The organism is Pseudomonas sp. RP-B7, assembly GCF_059803535.1.
Map to the genome: position 1 here is coordinate 93233 of NZ_JAPFHC010000007.1, position 22642 is coordinate 115874.

Genomic DNA, 22642 nt, shown 5'->3' on the forward strand with positions numbered 1-22642 from the left:
GAAGCTTGAGAAAACCGGCGGGCATTATCCCGCATGGCTCAGGCCTTGGCCAATTGCGCCCGCAGAACCGGCGAGGCACTGGCGGCCTCGGTGAATTCCTTGAGCCAGCGCAGCACGTCCACCGCTTCCCAGCGGCCTGGATCGTACAGCGCGTACAACAAACCCTGGTAACCCACCACATCCAACTGCTTGTGATAGCCGGCGCGCTGGAACAACGCCTCGATCTCGGCAAAGCAGGTATTGAAATGCACTTTGTTAAACGGCGTCTTGCCTTCCGTGACCAGGCCGTCGAGGCGCAGCTCGTTCACCGCGTCACGCACGACATCGGCGGACATGCGATTGACGCTGCTTTTCAGTTGTTCAACATTCACCACGGGCGTTCCCTCTATTCAATCGCTGTACAAACATACAGTAACTCAATATTCGGAAACCCGCCATCGCGCAAACCTCAGCGCAGGAAGGCGACCACCTGCCCGCTGTCGAACGGCCAGTCCAGCTCAGCGCCGGTGTCGACCCGCCGGAGTACCGGAATCCTTAGGCCGTAGCTCTCAAACAGCGCTTCGGAATCGGCGATATCGACCAATTCAACCATCAGCCCGTGTTCGACGAGCGGCATGATTTCGGATTCGGCATTCTCACAAAGATGGCAACCCAGGGTGCCGAACAGCTGGCATTCAGGAAGCATGACAAACGGACCTGCTCAGAAAGTAGGCGACCATTCTATGCCCGCTGGTTACCTGTGGCGAGGGCGCTTGCTGCCGCTGGGCCGCGAAGCGGCCCCAGGCATGGGACTGCTGCGCAGTCCGACGCGAGCAAGCGCCCTTGCCACAGAAAACCCTGACGCAGGTCAGCATGGCCTATAACTGATTCAGTGATTCTCGCGGCTTTTTGCCTGCCCTTTTGCAATGGAGATGTGTGTGTTTGCCAACCTGCTGATCATTCTGGCCTCATCCTTGGTGGTGATTGCGCTGTTTCGCCGGCTGCAACTGCCGCCCGTGCTCGGCTACCTGTGCGTGGGCCTGGCCGTGGGACCGACTGCCCTGGACTGGGTGAATGACAGCGAAGAGCTGCCGGACCTGGCCGAACTGGGCGTGGTGTTCCTGCTGTTCTCCCTGGGCCTGGAGTTTTCCTTGACCAAAATGCTTGCCCTGCGCCATGTGGTGTTCGGCCTGGGCAGTTTGCAGGTGCTGGGTTGCGGGGTGCTGCTGGGTATCCTGTTGATGGCGCTGGGCGTGGCACCGGGCATCGCGTTGTTGCTCGGCGCCGGGCTGGCGTTGTCGTCCACGGCCATCGTCAGCAAGGAGCTGACCAGCCTCGGCGAAATCTTCAGCAGCCATGGCCAGAATGCGATTGGCGTATTGCTGTTCCAGGATGTGGTGGCGGTGTTGCTGCTGACCCTGGTGCCGGTGTTCGCCGGCACCGGCGAGCAGGCCTGGTACGTGGCATTGCCGCTGACCCTGGGCAAGACCGTGGTGCTGTTTGTCGGCTTGCTGCTGGCCAGCCGCTGGCTGTTGCCGCGCCTGTTTCATGAGGTCGCGGCGTCTCACTCGGCGGAGCTGTTTGTGCTGCTGGCGTTGGTGATCGTGCTGCTTACGGCGTGGCTGACGCACTTGCTGGGGCTGTCCCCGGCCCTCGGCGCGTTCCTGGCCGGCATGCTGCTTGGGGAAAGCCATTACCGGCACCAGATCGAAGCCGACATCCGCCCGTTTCGCGACATCCTGCTGGGGCTGTTTTTCGTCAGTATCGGCATGCTGATCGACCTGCAACTGTTCGTCAGCCACAGCCTGTTGATCCTGGGCCTGACGCTCACGCTGATGCTGGTCAAAGGCTGCGTGGTAGCTGCGCTGGTCAAGTGGCGCGGCAGCGACAGCGAGACCGCCTGGCGCAGCGGCCTGGCCCTGGCCCAGGGCGGCGAGTTCTGTTTTGCCTTGATGGCGCAGATGCAACAGAGCCGGCTGATTCCGGACGAGTTCAACGGCCTGTTGCTCGCTGCGACGTTCTGTTCGATGTTGCTCACGCCCCTGCTGTTGCGCGCCGCTCCAGCCATTGCCCTGCGTCTGCACCGCAAGCCCAACCAGCAGGTGCAACTGGAACACATCACCGCACTCAACGCCGAACTGCGCGGGCATGCGGTGATTTGTGGGTATGGCCGCGTCGGGCAATCCATCGGACGTTTTCTACGCAATGAACAACAGGCGTTTATCGCCCTGGATGACGACCCGGAACGGGTGCAGGAAGCCGCCACCGAAGAGAGCAGCGTGCATTACGGCGATTGCCGACGGGGCGCATTACTCAGCGCGGTCGGCCTGGAGCGCGCGCGGTTGGTGGTGATTGCCGTGGACAACACCGATGTCGCCCTGGTGGTGTTGAAAGAAGCGCGGCGAATCAACCGCGAAGTGCCGATCCTGGTGCGCACCCGCGATGACAGCCAGTTGGCCGAATTGAAAGCTGCAGGCGCCAGTGAAGTGGTGCCTGAGCTATTGGAGTCGAGCCTGATGCTCGCCTCCCACGCCTTGATCCTGCTGGGCCTGCCGGACCAACAGGTGCAGGCGCGGGTCGACGAAGTGCGGCATAACCGCTATCGCCTGCTGCACGGTTTTTATCAAGCGGCCGACGAGCCGCTCAATCCTGACTGACCGCGCCGATCTTGTGAATCGACAGGTCCGCACCGTAATACTCCTCTTCCTGGCTCAGGCGCAGGCCGTAGGCGCGCTTGATCACGCCGTACACCAACAGGCCGCCGCCCAACGCCACGACCACACCCAGGGCGGTGCCGATCAACTGGCTGATCAGGCTGACGCCGCCCAAGCCACCCAGCGCGGTCTGGCCAAAGATGCCGCAGGCGATGCCGCCCCATACGCCGCACAGGCCATGCAGTGGCCACACGCCGAGCACGTCGTCGATCTTCCAACGGTCCTGAGCGGCGATAAAGCACCACACAAACAGGCCACCGGCAACCACGCCGGTGACCAGCGCGCCCACCGGGTGCATCAGGTCGGAACCGGCACAGATCGCCACCAGCCCGGCCAAGGGGCCGTTGTGCAGGAAGCCTGGGTCATTGCGCCCGATGATCAGCGCGGCCACGGTGCCACCGACCATGGCCATCAGCGAATTGACCGCCACCAGGCCGCTGACGCCGTTCAGGGTCTGCGCGCTCATTACGTTGAAGCCGAACCAGCCGACAATCAGAATCCACGACCCCAACGCCAGGAAGGGAATGCTCGACGGTGCAAACGCCACCAGTCGTCCCTCGCGATAGCGCCCGTTGCGCGGGCCGAGCAGCAATACCGCCGCCAGCGCCAGCCAGCCACCCATGGCGTGCACCACCACGGAACCGGCGAAGTCATGGAAACTGGCACCAAAGGTCGCCAGCAGCCAGGCTTGCAGGCCGAAGTTGCCGTTCCACACCATGCCTTCGAAAAACGGGTAGATAAACGCCACGATCAGCGCCGTGGCGCACAGCTGCGGAACAAAACGTGCACGCTCGGCGATACCTCCGGAAATAATCGCCGGGATCGCCGCTGCGAACGTCAGCAGGAAGAAGAACTTCACCAGGCCATAGCCATGATCGGCGCTGATCACCGCAGCCGGTTGCAGGAAACTCACGCCGTAGGAGATCCAATAGCCTATAAAGAAATAGGCCAGCGTGGAGATAGCGAAGTCGCTGAGGATTTTCGACAGCGCGTTGACCTGGTTCTTCTGGCGCACCGTGCCGACTTCGAGGAACGCGAAGCCGGCGTGCATGGCCAATACCATGACGGCGCCGATCAGGATAAACAGGGTGTTGGAACTGTGGACGAGGGTGTCCACCGCACTTTGCAAATTTTCCATGGAGGTTGGCAGGCCTGCATTAAAGGCAAAAAGCACCAAAGCGGTTCAAGCCAGGGTCTCGCGCACTAAATTGGCACCACCGGCTCCACCCCTCTTCAGAGGGCGTGAACCGCTTTAGCGCAGCGATCACCACAACAGGCCGTTGCCGACAGGGTTTTTCCGCGAGTTTCAGTTATTTAGGGTAAGGTTTTTGAAGGCTTCCTGCCCGACCGCCCGGATTCAGCGCAAGCCACGTGGCCTGCGCACCAAGGCAAAGCAAAAGCTGTACCAGACAATTGCACTGAACCTTCACCGATGCCGGTGACTCGAAACCACAACGCACAGATTCAGCCCATCACGGAGATAACCATGGCCAGAAAAACGGCAAAGACTGCTCAAGAAATACTGCTGGCGGATTTTCAAACCCTGGTCAGCGACACCGAAAAGCTGCTGGACGACACCAAGATCCTGGCTGGTGACCAAGCCGACGAGCTGCGCAGCAAGATCCACGAGAGCCTGCTCAAGGCCCGTGAAACCTTGCACCAGACCGAAGAGTCCCTGCGCGAACGCGGCCAGGCGGCCGTCACCGCCACTGAAGATTATGTGCAGGCCAATCCTTGGCAGTCGGTCGGCATTGCCGCCGGCGTGGGTTTCCTGATCGGCCTGCTGGCTACAAGGCGCTAATCATGTCTAACGGCGAAACCGGCTCGTCCACGAGCTCTACTTCAAAGCGCCTGGGCGCGGCCGTGTTGGGTTTGCTGCACAGCCACGTCGAACTGTTCGGCATCGAATTACAGGAGCAGAAGGCGCGCACCGTCAGCCTGTTGCTGTTTGCCGGGCTGGCGTTGGTGTTTGCCCTGCTGCTGTTGGTGGGGTTGTCGACCCTGGTGATGATCCTGGTCTGGGACACCGGCTATCGTCTCACCGGGATCATCTGCCTCTGCGTGTTCTACAGCCTGGCCGCCGCCTTCTGCGGCTTACGCCTGAAAGCGGCGGTGTTCGATGAGTCCACACCGTTCCACGCCACCCTCGAAGAGCTGGCCAACGACCGGGAGCGCCTGCTGCCATGAGCCTGACTGAAATCCCGCACACCACTTCGCGCCGGGAAATGCGCAAGGCGCTGATCCGCCTGCGCATGGAAATGCACCGCCAGGAAATCCGCCATGAGTCGCAGCAACTGGTGGCACCACTGGCCAAGGTGCGCAACATGGGCCAGAACTGGCAGGACAGCCTGGGCATCAAGCATGCGCCGCTGTGGGGCGTGGCGGCGGTGACGCTGCTGGGCTTCTTCACCGGCAAGGGCGCCAAGGGTGGCAGTCTCGCCAGCCTGACGCGCCTGGTACGGTTGGGCGCCGGTTTGATCCCGCTGATCAAACTGGCCATGCAGGGTGCGTCGCGCAAAGGCTGAGCCACGCTGGCTGCATTCTTGCAGACAAAAGCGGCCCGGCTCTCGTTTTCGAGAGTCGGGCCTTTTTTCGCCATTTCTTTAAGGAGTCCCTGTGATCGACGGGCAACCGCTCGCCTGCTTCCAGCCGTTTATCGACACTGCCACCGGGCGCATTGCCGGCGTCGAAGCCCTGGGTCGCTTGCGTCAACCTGACGGCCGCTTGCAGTCCGTGGGGCCGCTGTTCGCTGACCCGCGCACGCCTGGCGTGAGCCTGCGGCGACTGGACCGGCAGATCCGCGACAACGCACTGAGCCGCCTGCACGAAGTGCCCGAAGACTGGTTCCTCAGCCTGAACATCTCGCCCCGCTGGATCAACCGCCTGCGCCCCGGCCAGGTGCTGCCCAGCCTCAAGCAAGTGCGCGCCCACGGCGTCGATCCCCGGCGGATCGTATTCGAGATCACCGAGTTGGGCGGCAACATCCAGCGCTTGGCTGACGTAGTGGCGCGTTATCGCGAGGCCGGCGCGCGCATTGCCATCGACGATTTCGGTGCGGGCTACTCCCAGCTGGATCGGGTGCTGGCGCTGCAACCGGATATTCTCAAGCTCGACATGCGCCTGTTCCAGGACGCCGCACGCGGCGGGCCGAGCAGCGAAGTGGTGCGCGCACTCGCGCAAATGGCCGAGAAGACCGGCTGCTGGATCATTGCCGAAGGCGTGGAGACCGAAGCGCAGTTGAGCTTTGCCCTGGAGTGCGGGGCGCGGTATGTGCAGGGGTATCTGTTCGCCCAGGCGCAGCTTGACTGGTTCGCCGCCGATGCCTTCGTGCCACGCTTTGCACAACTGCGCACGCAGTACGTCCAGCAAAAACTCACGGAGCGCGGGCGCCTCATGCAGCTGCGCCTGCAATTGGTCGAGCTGATGCACATCCTGCAAACCTGGGCCCAGGGCCAGGCACCCTTGAGCCAACTGCCACAACTGCCGGACTTCCCCTGGCTGCTGCGCTTCTATCAGTGCGACCGGCATGGCACCCAACTGACCCCGAACTTCGAATGGCAGCACGATGCCTGGCAAGCCGACAGCCGTTACCTGGGTCACAACTGGTCGTGGCGCCCGTATTTCTATCACTTGCTGGCCGAGGGTTGGGAGGAGCGGCGGCTGAATCTGTCTTCAACCTATCGCGACGCCACCAGCAATCAATACTGCCTGACCGCCGGACAATTCTTCGATAACGGTCAGCGCTTGCTGTTAATCGATGTCGACGCCGCCGGGCTGTAGATTTTCGCTTGCCCCGCCGAAGCGGAACCGGGAAGCTGGGGGGGTCATTCACCGCACGGAGAGTACCCGCCTTGGATTGGCCCACCCTGCTGACCCGCGAACGTCTTGGCAAACCCCTGCACAGCCCGGAAGAACTGGGGCGCAGCCCGTTTCACAAAGACCACGACCGCATCATTTTCTCCGGCGCGTTCCGCCGCCTGGGCCGCAAGACCCAGGTGCACCCGGTGTCGAGCAACGACCACATCCACACGCGCCTGACCCACTCGCTGGAAGTCAGTTGCGTCGGCCGCTCCCTGGGCATGCGCGTCGGCGAGACCCTGCGCGGTGCCCTGCCCGACTGGTGCGACCCCAGTGACCTGGGCATGGTGGTGCAATCGGCCTGCCTGGCCCATGACATCGGCAACCCGCCGTTCGGGCACTCCGGTGAAGACGCCATCCGCCACTGGTTCCAGCAGGCCGCCGGGCGCGGTTGGCTGGATGACATGAGCAGCGCCGAGCGCAATGACTTCCTCAATTTCGAGGGCAATGCCCAGGGGTTCCGGGTGCTCACCCAGCTGGAATATCACCAGTTCGACGGCGGCACGCGGCTGACCTACGCCACCCTCGGCACATACCTGAAATACCCCTGGACCGCCCGCCACGCCGACTCCCTGGGCTACAAGAAACACAAGTTCGGCTGCTACCAGAGCGAGCTGCCGATTCTTGAGCAGATCGCCCACAAGCTCGGCCTGCCGCAACTGGAAGAACAACGTTGGGCGCGTCATCCGCTGGTCTATCTGATGGAGGCGGCCGACGACATCTGCTATGCGTTGATCGACCTCGAAGACGGCCTGGAAATGGACCTGTTGCAATACGCCGAAGTCGAGTCGCTGTTGCTTGACCTAGTGGGCGACGACCTGCCGCAAACCTATCGCCAATTGGGCCCCGACGACTCGCGCCGACGCAAACTGGCGATCCTGCGCGGCAAGGCCATCGAACACCTGACCAACGCAGCGGCGCAGGCCTTTGTCGAACAACAAGATGCCTTGCTTGCGGGCACCCTGCCAGGGGACCTGGTGGAGCATATGCACGGTCCGGCCAAACGCTGCGTGCTCGACGCCAAGGACATGGCACGCAAGAAAATCTTTCAGGACAAGCGCAAGACCCTGCATGAGATCGGCGCCTACACCACCCTGGAGATCCTCCTGAACGCCTTCTGCGGCGCCGCGCTGGAGCAGCATGGCGGACGCACGCCTTCGTTCAAGAACCGGCGTATTCTCGACCTGCTGGGCAACAGCGCGCCCAATCCGGCGTGGCCATTGCACGCCTCGTTTCTACGCATGATCGACTTTATCGCCGGCATGACCGACAGCTACGCCACCGAAATGGCACGGGAGATGACGGGGCGTTCCAGCCCTCAGTAATCCTGTCTATCCAGCCGCCTGTTCCCTGAAAGGAATCGCCCTACGATGGGAACAGAGCGGCCTGATCGAATTCGCACACTCACTCGAAGAATAATCACGCACGTTTCTGGCCGATCTGGCGAGTAATTCCTACGCCCCAACCCACGACGCTTGACTCAGTGTGTGCCCTTTTATGCCCGAACATCACCTGCGTATCCTGTTGGTGGAGGACCATCCCTTTCAGCTCATCGCGACTCAGTGCCTGCTCAAAAGCTTCGGTTTCACGCAGCAGACCCTGGCGGAAAACGCCGAACAGGCGGTCCGTCAGATGAGCCGCTCCGAAACGCCTTTCGACCTGTTGCTCTGCGACCAATGCCTGCCGGACCTGCCGGGGCTGGAACTGGTCGAAATAGCCAGCCGCCGTGGGTTCATCAGCGCAGCGGTGTTGCTCAGCAGCCTGTCCCTACTCGAATTATCAAAACTCTATATTCAAGCGCAACAACGTCACTTGCCGTTACTGGGTTACTTGTCAAAACCGTTGAACGGCAACGAACTTTCAGCACTACTTAATCCAATATCTGACTTGTAGCCGTAGGAATTTAAACATCAACACATAAGAAAATAACCAGTACAAAGCCAACCTCGCCATCCTGACCGCAACATTCCCACCCTGCAGCCATCGACACACTGACACAGCCAGCCATAAATCCTGATGACCTGTAGGTCTCAGCCTTTTTTGATGTAGGAACATTCTTGTTTTGTATCTGCTGCCACCAGGCTTCATGCTCACACCACATCTTCTGAGCTAATGTGCCCGCTTTATTTGCACTTGCATGGAATGTGATTATGAACTCAGTTTTCATTATCGATGACCACCCCGTTATAAGGTTGGCAATTCGAATGTTGTTGGAGCACGAAGGCTACAAAGTCGTCGGTGAAACGGATAATGGTTGTGATGCGATACAAATGGTCCGTGAATGCCTTCCGGACTTGATCATTCTTGACATCAGTATTCCGAAACTCGATGGGCTTGAAGTGTTGTGCCGATTCAACGCGATGAACACCCAGATGAAGACCCTCGTCCTGACCGCGCAGTCCCCTACGCTCTTTGCCACACGCTGCATGCGCTCGGGTGCCGACGGCTATGTGTGCAAGGAAGGCGACCTGAGCGAACTGCTCAGCGCCATCCGCGCCGTATTATCCGGTTATAACTATTTCCCCAGCCAGGCATTGAACGCCGCAGGCTCAGAAAGTCACTCCCATGAACTTGAACTATTCAAATCGGTTAATGACCGGGAACTGATGGTTTTGCAACTTTTTGCACAAGGCCGCACCAACAAGGAAATTGCCAAAGGCATGTTTCTAAGCAACAAGACCGTCAGCACTTATAAAAAGAGGCTCATGCAAAAATTAAAGGCCAAATCCTTGGTAGAACTTATCGAGTTGGCAAAACGAAACGCGCTAGTGTGAGAAAGCGGATGCCCAGGCGTATAAAGGATTATTTGATTGTATTGAGCGCAGGCGTGTGCTTGAGCACCACTGTGCTCGCTGTTCAACCGGAGCCGGAACACTTCACCTTATTGAGCCGCGCAGGGTCCGTCCAACTGGACACCCCTCTGGACAAGACCCAGCGCCAGTGGTTGCAGAACAAACGCGAGCTGGTGCTGGGCACGGCACTCCCTGACTACCCGCCCTTCGACCTCACATCCAGTGGGCGTGACTACGAAGGACTGACCGCCGATTATGCCGGGATTCTGGCCAAGGCCTTGTCGATGCCGGTCAAGGTCTTGCGCTACCCATCACGGGAAGCGTCCATCCAGGCACTCGAATCGGGGGAGATCGACCTGCTCGGCACCTCCAATGGCTTTGAGGCCGCCAACCCCCTGCTCAGCCTTTCCGCGCCGTATGCGGTGGATCAACCGGTGCTGGTCACCCGCGAGGGTGAAACCCGCAGCCTCACAGATGGCCTCGCAGGGCTGCGGTTAAGCCTGGTCTATCACTACCTGCCACTGGACGAAGTGCAGAAGCTGTACCCCAAGGCCCTGATCCGCGCCTACCCGTCGTACCAGAATGCGTTGAATGCGGTGGCATTCGATCAGGCGGATGTGTTTCTCGGCGATACCATTTCCACTCACTACATGATCAACAAGGGCTACCTGAAAAATATCCGCATGGCCAATTTCGGGAAGCACGAGGCCCATGGTTTCAGCTTTGCCATGCGCCAGGACCAGCACATGCTGCAGGGCATTGTCGATTCAGTGCTGGCAAAGGTGCCCACCAACGAACGCGAGAGCATTGCCAAGCGCTGGAGTGCCGGCAGCGACATCCTGCTGACCGACCAGAAGCTGCAACTGAGCAAACGCGAGGAGCGCTGGCTGAACGATCACCCGGTGGTCAAGGTGGTTGTCAACGAAACCTTCGCACCGTTGTCCTTCTTCGATGCCGACGGCAATTTTCGCGGCATCACCGCCGACCTGCTGGAGCTGATCCGCCTGCGCACCGGGTTGCGCTTCGAACTCCAGCGCGAGCGCGATGTGAACGCAACGATCGACCAGATCAACACCGGCAAGGCCGACATGATCGGTGCCATCGTGCCAAGCACCGAGCGGGAGGCCCAACTGAACTTCAGCCGGCCCTATCTCGAAAACTCCTACGTGATGTTGACGCGCAAGGAAGACCGGACGCCGAACGGCCTGGACGCGATGGAAGGCAAGCGCCTGGCGGTCACCCAGGGCAGCCCGCTGGTAAAGTTCCTGCGCGAACGCTATCCGCGGATTCAACTGGTAGAGACCGGTGACACCTTCAAATCCACCGAGCTGTTGGTACAAGGGCACGTGGACGGCGCCGTAAACACCTTGGTGATCGCCAACTACTTGCTGTCCTCACCGATGTTCCAGGACAAGATTCAGATCAGCTCCAGCATCGGCACCGCGCCGGCCACGTTCGCGCTGGCGACGTCCCGCAGGGCCACCGAACTCACGTCGATTATCGACAAGGCCCTGCTCAGCATCGCCCCGGATGAGCTGGGCGTCATCAACAGCCGGTGGCGCGGCTACACCGCCGCGTCCGACAGTTACTGGCGCAACTACCACGACCTGATCGCCAAGATCATTCTCGGCACTGGCCTGCTGCTATTGATTTCCCTGGCCTGGAACGCCTACATGCGCCGGCAGATCAAGCATCGCAAGATGGCCGAGCGCGCACTCAACGACCAGTTCGAGTTCATGCGCGCACTGGTCAACGAAACGCCCCATCCGATTTACGTGCGTGACCGCAAGGGCCTGCTGCAAACCTGTAACGACAGCTACCTGCAAGCGTTCGACGTCAAGCGCGAGGACGTGATCGGCAAAAGTGCGCTCCAGATCAGCACGGCACTCGAAACAGAGGCCGCTCAATATCACGCCGACTACCAGCGCGTTGTGGCGCAAGGCGACCCGTTGATCCTGGATCGGTCGCTGCACATCCGCGGCAAGAAACTGACGATCTACCACTGGATCCTGCCTTACCGCGATTCGACGGGCGAGGTCCAAGGCGTCATCGGCGGCTGGATCGACATCAGCGAGCGGCGCCAGCTGTTCGATGAACTGCGCACGGCCAAGGAGCGCGCCGACGAGGCTAATCGGGCGAAAAGCACTTTTCTCGCAACCATGAGCCACGAGATCCGTACGCCGATGAATGCGGTGATCGGTATGCTGGAGCTGACGCTAAAACGTGCCGACCAAGGGCACCTGGACCGTCCGGCAATCGAGGTGGCCTACAACTCGGCCAAGGATTTGCTGGAACTGATCGGCGACATCCTCGACATCGCCCGCATCGAATCCGGCCGCCTGAGCCTGGCCCCCGAGCGCGTCAACCTCAAGGAAGTGATCGAATCGGTGGTGCGGGTATTCGACGGCCTGGCGCGCCAGAAAACCCTGAGCCTGCTGCTGGAGTTCAAGCCTGAGTGTGATGACCACGATGTGCTGATCGACCCGTTGCGCTTCAAGCAGGTGCTGTCCAACCTGGTCAGCAATGCCATCAAGTTCACTGAACGCGGTCAGGTAAAGATCCGCGTGGAATTACTGGACACCGAGGTCGCGCAGCAAGTCGAAATGAAGCTGGTGGTGGAGGACACCGGTATCGGCATCAACCGCGACGACCAACTGCGGTTGTTCGAACCCTTCGCCCAGGCGGACAACTCGGGGCATTTGGCCCGCAGCGGCGCAGGACTGGGACTGGTGATCTGCCGCAGCTTGTGCGCAATGATGGGCGGCACCCTGAGCCTGAGCAGCGTACCGATGGTCGGTACCCAGGTGCATGTCAGCCTGAAAATGTCGCGCCTGCAGCCAGTCGAGGCGGTGAATGAACTCAAGCCGGTGGCGCCGGCGCCTGCCCCGGTGCTCAACGTATTGGTGGTGGACGATCACCCGGCGAACCGCTTGCTGATGTGCCAGCAACTGGGTTACCTGGGGCACCAGTTCACCGCGGCCCCGCACGGTGCTGCCGGCTTTCAGGCCTGGCGCCAGGAACGCTTCGACCTGGTGATCGCCGACTGCAACATGCCCATCATGAACGGCTACGAGTTGACCCGCTCGATTCGTGAGTACGAACAGCGCGAACAACTGCGCCCTTGCGTAGTGCTGGGTTTTACCGCCAACGCCCAGCCCGAGGAGAGACAGCGCTGCATTGAAGCGGGCATGGACGATTGCCTGTTCAAACCGATCAGCCTGACGGCACTGGAGCGGCAACTGGCGCAGATATGCCCGCAGCCATCGGGCCTCAAGTTGGACCTCGGCAGCCTGGACGCGCTCACCGGAGGCGACCCGCAACTGAGCCGGCGCCTGCTGGAGGAGTTGCTGAGCAGCAGCGGCCGTGATCGCCAGGAGCTGGTCGCCTTGCTTGCACGCGAGGCCGCAACCCAGGACATCATCGAGCAGGCCCACAAGATCAAGGGTGCTGCGCGCATCGTGCAGGCCAGCGTGTTGGCCGGGCAATGTGAAGCCCTGGAACAGGCCTGCGCAGCGGGTGAGGACCGGGCCACGATCGAAACAGGTATCAAGGCTCTGGAAAAATGCATGCTTGAACTGGAGCGGGTACTGCAAACCCAGCTCAATGAGCTGAATCGCCGGGATAACCTCTAGTTGTGGCGAGGCAGCTTGCTCCCGTTGGGCTGCGTAGCGGCGCCAAAACCGGGGAGCGCTGCGCATTCCAGCGGGAGCAGGCTCCCTCGCCACGAAAAGCGCGATGGTGTTATGGGCAGTCGGTCAAACGCAGGAAAATCGCCGCCAATTGCTCGATGCCAACGCTGTCCTGCTCGGTAAAACGCGCCAGTGACGGGCTGTCGAGGTCGAGAACGCCGATCAACTGGCCATCCTTGACCAGTGGCACCACCAACTCACTGTTGGAGGCACTGTCGCACGCGATATGCCCCGGGAACGCATGCACATCTTCCACCCGCTGGGTTTGCCGCGAGGCGGCTGCGGCGCCGCACACACCCCGGCCAAACGGAATACGCACACAGGCGATCTGACCCTGGAACGGCCCCAGCACCAACTCTTCATTGCGGTTGAGGTAGAAACCGGCCCAGTTGAGGTCGTCCAACTGGTTGAACAGGAACGCAGAAAACTGCGCACTGTTGGCGATGAAGTCACGTTCATCGGCGAGCAGCGACTCCAGTTGCGCACACAGCATGGCATAGCCGTCGAGGCCGGTGCCGGCGTGTTGTAGATCGATCATGGTTGACGCTCCAGCAATTTGAGGCCCACCCAGTAACGGGCGAATTGATATGCGCAACGGCCGTTGCGGTTGCCGCGTCCGGTGGCCCAGCGCACGGCGAGGATGTCGAGCGCTTCGTCACGTTGCCACGGCAGGCCGGCCTTGCCCGCCAGTTCGCCGATCCAGTGCTCAACCACATCCAGGAAGTGTTCCTGGGTAAACGGGTAGAACGACAGCCACAGGCCAAAACGGTCGGACAGCGCGATCTTGTCTTCCACCGCCTCGCTGGGGTGCAACTCACCGTCCACACGTTTCCAGTTGTCGTTGTCACTCTGGTTTTCCGGTACCAGGTGACGACGGTTCGACGTGGCGTACAGCAGCACGTTTTCCGGCGCCTGCTCGAGGGATCCATCGAGCACGCTCTTGAGCACGCGATAGTCGCCCTCGCCCGCTTCGAACGACAGGTCATCACAGAACAGGATGAAGCGTTGCGGCAGCTTGAGCAGTTGCTCGACCACACGCGGCAGGTCGGCCAGGTGGTCGCGTTCGATCTCGATCAAGCGCAGGCCGGCCGCTGCATGCTGGGCCAGCAAGGCGCGAACCATGGACGACTTGCCGGTGCCGCGCGACCCCCACAACAACGCATGGTTGGCAGGCAGGCCGTCGAGAAACTGCTGGGTATTGCGCGCCAGGGTTTCCCGTTGCTTGTCCACGCCGATCAGGTCGGACAGGCGCATATCCAGGCTGACTTCCAGCGGCAGCAAGTAACCAGTGCGGCCTTCACGCTGCCAGCGGGCAGCCAGGCAGTGGCTCCAGTCGACGGTTTGGCGCGGCGCGGGTAACAAGGGTTCCAGGCGGGCGAGCACTGCATCGGCCCGCTCAAGAAAGGCATTCAATCGAGAATCCACGATTATTCCTCTGGCAAGTTCTTGCAAAAGATGGCGTATTGGCAGCCCCGCGGCAAAACACACGAGGCTGCGTAAAAAACGATTAATGCCGGGCAAGCCAGAGCCGGTGGATGTTCAGCTATGCTTGCCGGGCGAAGGGAAACGTGAAGTGGTTCAACACTCAATGGATATCAAGTTCGCCCACCGCTTGTCTTATAAACAAGCCAGATTGACTGTGCTGGTCGGTTTCGTCTTGGGAACCTTGCTCAGTCTGATCCAAATCGGCATTGATTATGCCAGCGAAGACGCATCCATCAACCGTGAAATACGCTCGTTGCTCGAAATCAGCCACAACCCCGCGTCACGTATCGCCTACAACATCGACGCCGAACTGGCGCAAGAGCTGACCCTGGGCCTGCTGCAATCCCCTGCGATCATCCGCGCCCGTCTGGTCGATAACAACGGCGTGGTACTGGCTGACGTCAATCGGCCACGCAAGGAAAGTACCTACCGCCCCATCAGCGATTTCCTGTTTGGTGCCAATCGCCAGTTTGAAGACCGACTGTTCCTCAGCCACATGCCCAACGAATCCCTCGGCGAATTGCACCTCGACGTCGATACCTACGCGTTCGGCAGCCGATTCCTGCGCCGCGCCGAAATCACCTTGCTCAATGGCTTTGCCCGCAGCCTGCTGCTGACCGGGATCCTGCTCGCCCTGTTCTACGTGATGCTGACCCAACCGCTGGTGCGCATCATCCACGCCCTGAGTACCAGCAAGCAGACGCGCCTGGATTGCCCGCCCGGCCACGAGCACGACGAAATCGGCGTGCTGGTGAACGTCGCCAACCAGCAATTTGAAAACATGGAAACCGAGATCCAGCAGCGCCGCCACGCCGAAGACCGCCTCACCGAATACCTGGGGCAACTGGAAAATATCGTCTCGGCCCGCACCCTGGAACTCAAGACCAGCAATCAACGCCTGAGCCAATCCAATGACGAGCTGGAGGCGGCGAAGGTCAACGCCCTGGGCATGGCCCAAGCCAGGGCCGCGTTCCTGGCGAACATGAGCCATGAAATCCGCACACCGCTCAATGGCTTGCTGGGGATGATCGCCCTTAGCCTGGACAGCCCGCTGACCGCCGAACAGCGCCAGCAACTGTCGATAGCCCATGACTCGGGCAAAGTGCTGGTGGAGTTGCTCAACGACATTCTCGACCTGTCCAAGTTTGACGCCGGCCAGTTGGAGCTGGAGTCGATCCCGTTCGACCTGGGCTCGTTGGTGGAAGATACCGCGAACCTGCTGTCGCAGAACGCCGCCTCAAGCGTGGAACTGACCTGCCTGATCGACCCACAGTTTCCGGCCCAGGTGATCGGTGACCCGACACGCGTGCGGCAGATCGTCAGCAATTTGTTGTCCAACGCGCTGAAATTCACACGCTTTGGCCGTGTGGACGTGCGCCTGAGCACCCACAATGACCAAGTCAGAATCGAGGTGTGTGACACCGGTATCGGCATTGCCCAGGAAGCGCAGGTGAAGATCTTCCAGCCTTTTACCCAGGCCGGCGCAGGCATCACCCGCCAGTTTGGCGGCACCGGGCTGGGCCTGGCCCTGACCTACAACCTGTGCGAAGCGATGCGCGGGCGCTTGAGCATCAGTTCAGAAGTCGGCTTCGGCAGCCAGTTCTGCGCCGAATTACCGCTGCCCACACATTTACCGGCGGTTCAGCAGGCGCCTCTGCAAGGCGAGGTGATCGCCATTACCAGTGCCGGCAGCGGCCTGGCGGAATTGCTCACCACCCTGCTACCACATTGGGGGCTCACGCCACGCTGCTATCCCCGCGATGCCGACTTGGGCGGGCAAAGCCCCGATCTGTTGATCACTGACTGCCCCGAATGCCTGTTCCGCCTGCGCCCGACGATCAGCGCCCCGATCCTGTTGGTCACCGCCTATGGCAACTTCATGCCCAGTGAAGAAGTCGCGGCCCTGGCGCCGTTGCAGCAACAGGCGCGCCCGTTGAGCCGCACTGCGCTGTACCAGATCCTGCATCGCAACCTGCGCAGCGACACGCAACCGTTCCTTGACCCGATCCAGATCGAGACCCCACCCCTCGCGCAGCGGGCACGCATCCTGCTGGTAGAGGACAATCCGGTCAATCAACTGGTGGCCAAGGGCATGCTGAGCAAGCTGGGCTGTGAAGTGGTGATCGCCGCCCATGGTGGCGAAGCGCTCAAGTTCCTTGAGGAACAGCGCTTTGACATGGTGCTCATGGACTGCAACATGCCGGTCATGGATGGCTACGAGGCCAGCCGGCAGATCCGCCGCAGCGGGCGCTGGCCGGACCTGCCCATCGTGGCCTTGACCGCCAATGCCCTGGCCGAAGAACGCGAACGTTGCCGAGCAGCGGGGATGAATGACTACCTGGCCAAGCCATTCCGTCGTGAAGAGCTCAATGGCCTGCTGGATCTGTGGGTGCCGAGGACGACAAGTCTTTGATCTGCGCCAGCAGTTGGTCCAGGCCATCGCGCAGGGCATCGGCCTGGTTCAGGTCGACGCCGCTGTCGCACAGCAAGCGGGTTTTCAAGGCGTGGGCCTGCCCCTTCAACTGCGCGCCCGCCTCGCTCAGGCTCAAATGCACCTCACGCTCGTCCCGTGCACTGCGCTGACGCAGCACCAGCCCGAGTTGCTCCAGGCGCTTGAGCAGGGGCGTGAGCGTGCCCGAATCGAGCATCAACCGCTGCCCCAGCGCCCGCACCGTGGGCAGGGCCGGGGCCGCCGCGTGCCATTCCCACAGCACCAGCATGGCCAGATACTGCGGATAGGTCAGGCCGAGCTGATCGAGCATGGGCTTATAGGCACGGGTCACGGCGCGGGAAGCGGCATAGAGCTTGAAGCACAGCTGATGGTCGAGGGCGAGGGAGACGGTCATTTGAGCAGGGCTTCGATCTCTTGAGTCAGGTCCTGGGGCTTGGTGGTCGGGGCGAAACGCTTGACCACCTGGCCGTCGCGACCGATGAGGAACTTGGTGAAGTTCCACTTGATGCCTTTGGAGCCGAGCAGGCCTGGCGCTTGCTGTTTCAACTGGACGAACAACGGGTGGGCATCGTTGCCATTGACGTCGATTTTCTTGAACAAGGGGAAACTGACGCCGAAATTCAGCTCGCAGAACTCGGAAATCGCCCCTTCGTTACCCGGCTCCTGCTTGCCGAACTGGTTGCAGGGAAACCCCAATACCACCAGCCCCTGGTCCTTGTAGGCCTGCCAGAGTTGCTCCAGCCCCTTGTACTGCGGGGTGAAGCCACATTTGCTGGCGGTGTTGACCACCAGGATGGCCTTGCCGGCGAAATCGGCCAAGGTTTTTTGCTCACCCTTGATGGTGGTGCAAGGAATGCTCAGCAGGGGATTGCTCATGGCAGTGCCTCGATGACAAAGGAGGAAAGAGGCTGAAAGATAGCTTCCAATTCAATTGCACGCAATTTAATCATGCATTCCTGTCGTGCTAGCGCGGCACGAAATCGAGGCACACCGAGTTGATGCAGTAACGCAAGCCCGTCGGCGGCGGGCCGTCCGGGAACACGTGGCCCAAGTGGGCATCGCATTTGGCACAGGTAACTTCAGTGCGGATCATGCCGTGGCTGACGTCACGGATCTCGATCATCGCACTCTCGGCAATCGGTTCGTAGAAGCTCGGCCAGCCGCAGCCTGCATCGAATTTGGTGCTGGAATCGAACAGCGGCTCATTGCAGCAGATGCAGTGATAAACGCCATCGGTGGTGGTGGCATTGTATTTGCCGGAAAACGGGCGCTCAGTGCCTTTGAGGCGACACACCTGATACTGCGCCGGGTCGAGCATTTCCCGCCATTCCTCAAGGGTTTTCTGCAACTTTTCCATCGATACACCTCGGCAACTGAAAAACCCTGATCTGTATCTTTTCCGTAGATCAGGTGGCACGTATGATTGCGCCTCTTCAAAACGCCAGTCTGGCACCCGCGCCATCGGCATTCAAACGTATTTATGGGGGCGGGCCCCGCAGGATTCGCAGTACGGTTGTGTCCACACCGTCTGGATCGTTCATTTTCAGGATCACATCGCCATGCAGGTCAGCAAATCGAACAAGCTCGCCAACGTCTGCTACGACATTCGCGGCCCGGTGCTCAAGCACGCCAAGCGTCTGGAAGAGGAAGGCCATCGCATCCTCAAGCTGAACATCGGCAACCCGGCGCCCTTTGGTTTCGAAGCGCCGGACGAAATCCTCCAGGACGTGATCCGCAACCTGCCGACGGCGCAGGGCTACAGCGACTCCAAGGGCCTGTTCAGCGCGCGCAAGGCGGTGATGCAGTACTACCAGCAGAAACAGGTCGAAGGTGTCGGCATCGAGGACATCTACCTGGGCAATGGCGTGTCCGAGTTGATCGTGATGTCCATGCAGGCCCTGCTCAACAATGGCGACGAAGTGCTGGTGCCGGCTCCGGACTACCCGCTGTGGACCGCCGCCGTGACCCTGGCCGGCGGCCACCCGGTGCACTACCTGTGTGACGAAGGCGCCGACTGGTTCCCGGACCTGGCCGACATCAAGGCCAAGATCACCCCGAACACCAAGGCTTTGGTGATCATCAACCCGAACAACCCGACCGGCGCGGTGTATTCCAAGGAAGTGCTGCTGGGCATGCTGGAACTGGCGCGCCAGCACAACCTGGTGGTGTTCTCGGACGAAATCTACGACAAGATTCTCTACGACGACGCCGTACACGTATGCACCGCCTCCCTGGCGCCGGACCTGCTGTGCCTGACCTTCAACGGCCTGTCCAAGTCCTACCGCGTGGCGGGCTTCCGTTCCGGCTGGATCGCGATCTCCGGTCCCAAGCACAACGCCCAGAGCTACATTGAAGGCATCGACATGCTGGCCAACATGCGCCTGTGCGCCAACGTGCCGAGCCAGCACGCCATCCAGACCGCCCTGGGCGGGTACCAGAGCATCAACGATCTGCTCCTGCCCCAGGGGCGCCTGCTGGAGCAGCGCAACCGCACATGGGAACTGCTCAATGCCATCCCCGGCGTGAGCTGTGTGAAACCGATGGGCGCGCTGTACGCCTTCCCACGCATCGACCCGAAAGTCTGCCCGATCTTCAACGACGAGAAATTCGTGCTCGACCTGTTGCTGTCGGAAAAGCTGCTGGTGGTCCAGGGCACGGCGTTCAACTGGCCGTGGCCGGATCACTTCCGTGTAGTGACCTTGCCGCGTGTGGATGACCTGGACATGGCCATTGGTCGCATCGGCAACTTCCTCAAATCCTATCGCCAGTAACGACAATGACGCTGTACGACTGGGAATAGGTCGTACAGCGATTATCTGGCAACACTTCTCTACCCTTTTATCCCTCTTCCCTGTCTCGGTCCCCCCATAAAACGCTCAGCCCCCTATAATTACGGGGCGCGACGGCACAGGCATAACGATCAAGGCGGGCTTTAGGGATCGGAAATTCCCTTCAAGACCCTACATTCAGGCTGTAGGACACAGTTTGAAATAGTCGCTCGGTTGAATAGCCCCAAGCCGCACCTTATATACCCCGCAGTACGCGACATATTTAGCATGAGGAGAACTCTACAACCATGATGCGCATCCTGCTGTTCTTGGCCACTAACCTGGCGGTCGTGCTGATTGCCAGCATCACCCTGAGCCTTTTCGGCTTCAACGGGTTCATGGCGGCCAACGGGGTTGACCTGAACCTCAATCAGCTGCTGGTTTTCTGTGCGGTCTTTGGTTTTGCCGGCTCGCTGTTCTCGCTGTTCATCTCCAAGTGGATGGCGAAGATGAGCACCAGCACCCAAGTCATCACCCAGCCACGCACCCGGCATGAGCAATGGTTGCTGCAGACCGTCGAGCAATTGTCCCGCGAGGCCGGTATCAAGATGCCGGAAGTCGGGATCTTCCCGGCCTATGAAGCCAACGCCTTTGCCACCGGCTGGAACAAGAACGACGCGCTCGTTGCAGTGAGCCAGGGCATGCTGGAACGCTTCTCGTACGACGAAGTGAAGGCGGTGCTGGCCCACGAGATCGGCCACGTGGCCAACGGCGACATGGTCACCCTGGCGCTGGTCCAGGGCGTGGTGAACACCTTCGTGATGTTCTTCGCACGGATCATCGGCAACTTCGTCGACAAGGTGATCTTCAAGAACGAAGAAGGCCGCGGCATTGCCTACTACGTGGCGACCATCTTCGCCGAACTGGTGCTGGGCTTCCTGGCCAGTGCGATCACCATGTGGTTCTCGCGCAAACGCGAATTCCGCGCAGACGAAGCCGGTGCGCGCCTGGCGGGTACCGGGGCGATGATTGCAGCCCTGCAACACCTGCGCTCCGAACAGGGCCTGCCGGTGCACATGCCGGACAGCTTGACGGCCTTTGGCATCAACGGCGGTATCAAACAGGGCATGGCTCGCCTGTTCATGAGCCACCCGCCGCTGGAAGAGCGGATCGACGCACTGCGTCGTCGAGGCTGACAGGCCACGAGTGTCACCAAAAGGGGCGATTTGATCGCCCCTTTTTTGTGGCTGCTTATATCGCCATCGCAGGCAGCTCCCACAGGGGAATGCGATCAAAATGTGCGGGCGGCGGTGCGACGATTCGACTTGCCCGCAATGGCGCCAGCAAATTCAGCGCTTGACCAACTGATACACGCGCTCTTCAAGGCGCGTAACGCCGTCCTGCACAAACTTCCAACTCTCACCCAGGATGTCCTGCTCTTGCAGCACCTGCAGCGTCCAGTGCTCGCCTAGCAGCAGCTGCACCTCTTCATCCGTCACCGCGAACGGAGGACCCGCCTTCTGCACTTGCTCGTAGTCCAGGGTAATCAACAAACCCTGGCAGCCTGCTGGCAGCAACGTATTCAGATGATCGGTGTAGCGCGCCCGCATCAGCGGCGGCAAGGCAATCAACGCCGCGCGATCATAGAGCGCCGCGCAATCCGCCAGCACCTCGGCATCCAATGCGAAGAAATCGCCACACCAAATCTCGATCGAATCCGCCTGATACACCTTGAACACACCCCGCCCGGTGATGCGTGGCGTGAGATTCTGCTCACTGAAGAACGCCTCAACCGCCTGCTCCGACAGCTCCACCCCCAATACCCGCAGGCCTTGGCTGGCCAGCCACATCAAGTCCAGGCTCTTGCCACACAAGGGCACCAGCACCTTGGCGCCTTCGGCCAATGGCGGCCAGTGCCGTTGCAGGTACGGGTTGACCTCAGGCAAGTGAAAGCCGATCTGATTACGCGCCCAGCGCTCCTGCCAAAACTTGGGTTCCATGGACACCCCCGAAAATTCGATCAAATTGCGCTAAAACTTATATTAGATTTAGATCAATGATCTGATTGAAGATGGCTCCATGTTAACGCTCAGGACCCTACTTATGTTCCCCAGCCTGTTTATCTCCCACGGCTCGCCCATGCTCGCCCTGCAACCCGGCGCCAGCGGCCCTGCCCTTCAGCGCCTGGCTGGCGAAATGCCGCGTCCGAAGGCGATTGTCGTGGTCTCGGCACACTGGGAAAGCCAGGAACTGCTGGTCAGCGGCAGCGCCGCACCAGAAACCTGGCATGACTTCGGTGGCTTCCCCCGCGAACTGTTCGCGGTGCAGTACCCGGCACCGGGTGACCCGCAGCTGGCCGGCGAAATTGTCGAATTGCTGCACGCCGACGGCCTGAATGCGCGTATCGATGAGCGCCGCCCTTTCGACCACGGCACCTGGGTGCCGCTGTCGCTGATGTACCCCGCAGCAGACATTCCGGTAGTGCAGGTATCGTTGCCCAGCCGCATGGGCCCTGCCCTGCAGACGCGGGTCGGACATGCCCTCGCCGGCTTGCGCGGGCAAGGCGTGCTGTTGATCGGCTCGGGCAGCATCACTCACAACCTGGGTGAGCTGGACTGGCACGCCGGGCCGGAAAGCATCGAGCCGTGGGCACGGGAGTTTCGCGATTGGATGGTGGAAAAGCTGGCCGCCAACGATGAGGCCGCGCTGCATGATTATCGGCGCCAGGCACCGCATGCAGTACGTAGCCATCCGAGTGATGAGCACCTGTTGCCGCTGTACTTCGCGCGCGGCGCCGGCGGGGATTTCAGCATCGCGCACCAGGGCTTCACCATGGGTGCCTTGGGCATGGACATCTACCGGTTTGGCTGACACAGATCACAATGTGGGAGCGGCGGTTGACCCT

General features: G+C 60.7%; 23 protein-coding genes. 13 read left to right on the forward strand and 10 right to left on the reverse strand.

Annotated elements, in window-relative coordinates; genetic code table 11:
* Positions 1-38: 38 nt before the first annotated feature.
* Complete coding sequence (locus OPU96_RS09200) at positions 39-374, reverse strand: hypothetical protein (protein ID WP_003189932.1); 336 nt, start codon at positions 372-374, stop codon at positions 39-41.
* A gap of 74 nt (positions 375-448) precedes the next feature.
* Entirely contained in the window at positions 449-685 is a 237-nt protein-coding gene (locus tag OPU96_RS09205; protein WP_192298775.1) for a glutaredoxin family protein, read from the reverse strand.
* Between the two features lie 226 nt (positions 686-911).
* Here OPU96_RS09205 and OPU96_RS09210 point away from each other — a divergent pair, with 226 nt between their 5' ends.
* The gene (locus tag OPU96_RS09210) at positions 912-2636 is read left to right on the forward strand and encodes a cation:proton antiporter (RefSeq protein WP_498558994.1); all 1725 of its coding nucleotides are present in this window, start codon (positions 912-914) and stop codon (positions 2634-2636) included.
* Here OPU96_RS09210 and OPU96_RS09215 read toward each other — a convergent pair.
* Positions 2623-3831 (reverse strand): ammonium transporter, encoded by a 1209-nt coding sequence (locus tag OPU96_RS09215; RefSeq protein WP_305392315.1) that lies wholly within the window; start codon positions 3829-3831, stop codon positions 2623-2625. The genes OPU96_RS09210 and OPU96_RS09215 overlap by 14 nt on opposite strands.
* A gap of 348 nt (positions 3832-4179) precedes the next feature.
* On the opposite strand from OPU96_RS09215, the gene OPU96_RS09220 reads away from it, so the two are divergent.
* The 6 genes from OPU96_RS09220 to OPU96_RS09245 all read left to right on the forward strand — a co-directional run bounded on the left by OPU96_RS09220 (position 4180) and on the right by OPU96_RS09245 (position 8444).
* Positions 4180-4494 carry an ElaB/YgaM/YqjD family protein gene (locus tag OPU96_RS09220; RefSeq protein WP_192298772.1) on the forward strand — a complete coding sequence of 105 codons (315 nt, stop codon included), beginning with the start codon at positions 4180-4182 and terminating at the stop codon, positions 4492-4494.
* 2 nt (positions 4495-4496) lie between these two features.
* Entirely contained in the window at positions 4497-4880 is a 384-nt protein-coding gene (locus tag OPU96_RS09225) for a phage holin family protein (protein ID WP_192298771.1), read from the forward strand.
* Positions 4877-5218 carry a hypothetical protein gene (locus tag OPU96_RS09230; RefSeq protein WP_192298770.1) on the forward strand — a complete coding sequence of 114 codons (342 nt, stop codon included), beginning with the start codon at positions 4877-4879 and terminating at the stop codon, positions 5216-5218. Before OPU96_RS09225 ends, OPU96_RS09230 begins: the two co-directional genes overlap by 4 nt.
* Before the next feature lie 91 nt (positions 5219-5309).
* Entirely contained in the window at positions 5310-6473 is a 1164-nt protein-coding gene (locus OPU96_RS09235; RefSeq protein WP_305392314.1) for an EAL domain-containing protein, read from the forward strand.
* 71 nt (positions 6474-6544) lie between these two features.
* The gene (locus OPU96_RS09240) at positions 6545-7876 is read left to right on the forward strand and encodes a deoxyguanosinetriphosphate triphosphohydrolase (RefSeq protein WP_192298768.1); all 1332 of its coding nucleotides are present in this window, start codon (positions 6545-6547) and stop codon (positions 7874-7876) included.
* A gap of 172 nt (positions 7877-8048) precedes the next feature.
* Positions 8049-8444 (forward strand): response regulator, encoded by a 396-nt coding sequence (locus OPU96_RS09245; RefSeq protein WP_226455409.1) that lies wholly within the window; start codon positions 8049-8051, stop codon positions 8442-8444.
* Between the two features lie 10 nt (positions 8445-8454).
* Here the strand turns inward: OPU96_RS09245 and OPU96_RS09250 are convergent, their stop codons facing one another.
* Positions 8455-8718 carry a hypothetical protein gene (locus tag OPU96_RS09250; protein ID WP_226455408.1) on the reverse strand — a complete coding sequence of 88 codons (264 nt, stop codon included), beginning with the start codon at positions 8716-8718 and terminating at the stop codon, positions 8455-8457.
* On the opposite strand from OPU96_RS09250, the gene OPU96_RS09255 reads away from it, so the two are divergent.
* Entirely contained in the window at positions 8702-9325 is a 624-nt protein-coding gene (locus tag OPU96_RS09255) for a response regulator transcription factor (protein WP_226455407.1), read from the forward strand. The two genes, OPU96_RS09250 and OPU96_RS09255, sit on opposite strands and share 17 nt — an antisense overlap.
* Before the next feature lie 8 nt (positions 9326-9333).
* Positions 9334-12975, forward strand: a complete 3642-nt coding sequence (locus tag OPU96_RS09260) for a transporter substrate-binding domain-containing protein (protein WP_498558995.1) — start codon at positions 9334-9336, stop codon at positions 12973-12975.
* A 109-nt stretch (positions 12976-13084) separates the two neighbouring features.
* Here the strand turns inward: OPU96_RS09260 and OPU96_RS09265 are convergent, their stop codons facing one another.
* Both OPU96_RS09265 and OPU96_RS09270 read right to left on the reverse strand, forming a co-directional pair.
* Positions 13085-13570, reverse strand: a complete 486-nt coding sequence (locus tag OPU96_RS09265; protein ID WP_192298763.1) for a free L-methionine (R)-S-oxide reductase MsrC — start codon at positions 13568-13570, stop codon at positions 13085-13087.
* A complete protein-coding gene (locus OPU96_RS09270; protein ID WP_498558996.1) occupies positions 13567-14457 on the reverse strand; it encodes an ATP-binding protein in 891 nt (296 codons plus the stop codon). Before OPU96_RS09270 ends, OPU96_RS09265 begins: the two co-directional genes overlap by 4 nt.
* A 163-nt stretch (positions 14458-14620) precedes the next feature.
* Between OPU96_RS09270 and OPU96_RS09275 the strand changes: the two genes are divergently transcribed.
* Positions 14621-16930 (forward strand): hybrid sensor histidine kinase/response regulator, encoded by a 2310-nt coding sequence (locus OPU96_RS09275; RefSeq protein WP_226455404.1) that lies wholly within the window; start codon positions 14621-14623, stop codon positions 16928-16930.
* Here the strand turns inward: OPU96_RS09275 and OPU96_RS09280 are convergent.
* The 3 genes from OPU96_RS09280 to msrB form a co-directional block, all read right to left on the reverse strand.
* Positions 16884-17363, reverse strand: coding sequence for a MarR family winged helix-turn-helix transcriptional regulator (locus tag OPU96_RS09280; RefSeq protein WP_226455403.1), 480 nt, complete (start codon positions 17361-17363; stop codon positions 16884-16886). The genes OPU96_RS09275 and OPU96_RS09280 overlap by 47 nt on opposite strands.
* Positions 17360-17845, reverse strand: a complete 486-nt coding sequence (locus tag OPU96_RS09285) for a glutathione peroxidase (protein WP_226455402.1) — start codon at positions 17843-17845, stop codon at positions 17360-17362. The genes OPU96_RS09280 and OPU96_RS09285 overlap by 4 nt, the downstream gene beginning before the upstream one ends.
* Before the next feature lie 88 nt (positions 17846-17933).
* On the reverse strand, positions 17934-18326 hold the full coding sequence (msrB, locus tag OPU96_RS09290) for a peptide-methionine (R)-S-oxide reductase MsrB (protein ID WP_226455401.1): 393 nt from the start codon (positions 18324-18326) through the stop codon (positions 17934-17936).
* 202 nt (positions 18327-18528) lie between these two features.
* Here msrB and OPU96_RS09295 point away from each other — a divergent pair, with 202 nt between their 5' ends.
* Together OPU96_RS09295 and htpX are read left to right on the forward strand one after the other, a co-directional pair.
* Positions 18529-19740: a pyridoxal phosphate-dependent aminotransferase gene (locus tag OPU96_RS09295; protein ID WP_192298757.1), complete on the forward strand. Its 1212-nt coding sequence runs from the start codon at positions 18529-18531 to the stop codon at positions 19738-19740.
* 305 nt (positions 19741-20045) lie between these two features.
* A complete protein-coding gene (htpX, locus tag OPU96_RS09300) occupies positions 20046-20933 on the forward strand; it encodes a protease HtpX (protein ID WP_176998241.1) in 888 nt (295 codons plus the stop codon).
* A gap of 153 nt (positions 20934-21086) precedes the next feature.
* Here htpX and OPU96_RS09305 read toward each other — a convergent pair whose 3' ends face one another.
* Positions 21087-21737, reverse strand: a complete 651-nt coding sequence (locus tag OPU96_RS09305) for a thiopurine S-methyltransferase (RefSeq protein ID WP_305392311.1) — start codon at positions 21735-21737, stop codon at positions 21087-21089.
* 103 nt (positions 21738-21840) lie between these two features.
* Here OPU96_RS09305 and OPU96_RS09310 point away from each other — a divergent pair, with 103 nt between their 5' ends.
* Positions 21841-22608, forward strand: coding sequence for a DODA-type extradiol aromatic ring-opening family dioxygenase (locus OPU96_RS09310; RefSeq protein ID WP_498558997.1), 768 nt, complete (start codon positions 21841-21843; stop codon positions 22606-22608).
* Positions 22609-22642: the final 34 nt, after the last annotated feature.